At 48.4% G+C, this 2,113-nt stretch carries 3 protein-coding genes; all 3 read left to right on the top strand.

Annotation, left to right across the window (positions count from 1 at the left end; genetic code table 11):
* The coding region (locus ACJ2PR_RS35700) for a DinB/UmuC family translesion DNA polymerase (RefSeq protein ID WP_446880612.1) at window positions 1–669 on the top strand (669 nt) is incomplete at its 5' end.
* A 14-nt stretch (window positions 670–683) separates the two neighbouring features.
* Complete coding sequence (locus ACJ2PR_RS35695) at window positions 684–881, top strand: hypothetical protein (protein WP_446880611.1); 198 nt, start codon at window positions 684–686, stop codon at window positions 879–881.
* Between the two features lie 120 nt (window positions 882–1,001).
* Complete coding sequence (locus tag ACJ2PR_RS35690) at window positions 1,002–2,042, top strand: DUF2325 domain-containing protein (protein ID WP_446880610.1); 1,041 nt, start codon at window positions 1,002–1,004, stop codon at window positions 2,040–2,042.
* Window positions 2,043–2,113 lie beyond the last annotated feature (71 nt).

Raw genomic sequence — 2,113 nt, 5'->3', positions numbered from 1 at the left:
GCTTCTGCGGGTGTGTCCTGCAACAAGTTTTTAGCAAAGATGGCATCTGGGATGAATAAGCCCAATGGACTGACGGTGATCCTGCCTGAGCAAGCAGAGTCGTTTGTTGAAGCACTCCCGATCGAGAAGTTTCACGGTATTGGGAAGGTCAGCGCCGCCAGGATGCACGAATTGAACATTCACACGGGAGCCGACTTAAAAGAGCGGTCTGAATCTGAATTGGTGCAGCAGTTTGGCAAGGTTGGACACTACTATTTCAAGATTGCCAGGGCACAGGACGATCGACAGGTTGAGGCAAATCGAGTTCGTAAATCTGTAGGTGCTGAGACTTCCTATGCCCAGGACTTGAGCGACAGAGCAGTGATGCTGCATGAACTCGAAACGATTGCAGAGACGGTCTATCAACGCCTAGAGCGACATCAGACGGGAGGACGGACGATCACGCTGAAGGTGAAGTTTGCCAACTACCAGCAGATTACGCGCAGCCGGACGGTGATGAGGGCGATCTGTGAGGTGGCGACAATTGTTTCTCTAGCGCAGGAGTTGTTTGAAGCGGTTGAGCTAGAGGGGCGAAGTGTGAGACTGTTGGGGATCTCGCTGTCTAATTTAGGAGGTGAGGAGCGATCGTTGACGAGAAGCGAATCGCTGGTACAGTTGGCGTTATTTTAGCGGGGAGTCGTTCAATGTCAAACAGTCAGCCTCATCTCACGCCTACAGAACTGTATGAATGGCGGCAGAGTCTTGAGGAGGCGAATCGACACAACATCTTCTGTCACTGTCGGGAGTGTGAGCGGGAATGGGTTGCGTCCAAACCTGAAGCTTGTGTTTGTGGCAGTAAGAACGTGGAAAGTATTGCTTGTTGGCAGTTTCCAGATGGTTGAAAAGGTCGGGAGAGATGGGCTTTTAAGGTCTCGTGGTACTGTTTTACACGTATCTCAGATCGACCCCGATAGGATAGGGAATCTTAAGCAAAAGTAAGGTAACGGAGTAGAAATTAAACCATGAACTTCATTCAAGAACTGGAAGCGGCAACACAAGCACTCCTGAACAATGGAGTCAAAGAACTAAAGGAGCTAGAGGAACAGCAGCAACGTCAAACTCAAATTGCTGAAATAGCGAAAGACATTCGACAAAAGCTTGAGCCATTAGTGAAACAGGTTGAAGATTTAATGAGCCAGTTTGCTCAAAAAGAAGTCGGCAATCGTCTCACAGTTAAGCAACTCGAACAGCAAAGAGATCTCCTAAAAGAACAAATAGAACAGGCAGAATCCCTGGCAGAGATTGAAATTGACGAAGCGCTGTTGAGAGAAGAAGAAAAAAATTTAGCCAAGCAAGAAGCCGCAGAATTGAGAAAATGGCGAGTACAGCTTAAGCAAGATCTGTTGGAGTTGATTGAGGAACAAGGCGATTTCTACGATGCGACTGACTTGATGATTGCCGTGAAAGGGCATCTCGAAGATCTTAAACAAATAGGGGCATTAGAAGAAGTCGTGGATCGCTTAATTAAGCAGATTAATCGCTACGATCGCAAGAACAGCGACTCCAACAACCCGACCGCGAAAGTGCGGGATAGCTACGAAAGTACGGTGAACTTCATCGCCGAAATTGCTCACAAAAATCGGCAGAATGCGAATTATGTTCAGCGGACAGAATTTACATCGAAACGAGAGAAACCGACAGGACAGACCATTAGCTATAAAGGTCTCAGTGGGAAGGTTGTGATTATTGGAGGACACGATCGCTTGGAGACAGCCGTTCGCACTCGTCTACGCTCGTCCAGCGTTGAGTTAATCTGGGCAACCGCTCAATCAGGGTCAGCCATCTGGGAACAGACTGAAACGCAAGTTCAGAGCGCCGACCTGGTAATTGTGATGACGGGCTACAGTTCGCATACGATCACGCAGCATGTTCTGCAAAATAAGGGAGAGAAGAAACCCATTTACATTACAACGACGGGGATGACCCGCTTGATTGAAGCGATCGAGGTCGGACTGAAATCCCAACGACTTTCACAGCAGCTTGGAAGACCGAAAAGTGCGTAATGACGTTCTCGTAGCAATCAGGTTAAACTCAGCGGAGCAGTCACCCACTCCGCTGGTCTTCAAAACCGTGC

Source organism: Phormidesmis sp. 146-33 (assembly GCF_052939515.1).
Note: the sequence above shows the minus strand (reverse complement) of the source record. Positions and strands in the feature narration are given on the sequence as shown.

What these genes read in the sequence shown, in the direction of transcription:
- ACJ2PR_RS35690 (WP_446880610.1), top strand. Translation starts at nt 1,002, where the DNA reads ATGAACTTCATTCAAGAACTGGAAGCGGCAACACAAGCACTCCTGAAC.
- ACJ2PR_RS35695 (WP_446880611.1), top strand. Translation starts at nt 684, where the DNA reads ATGTCAAACAGTCAGCCTCATCTCACGCCTACAGAACTGTATGAATGG.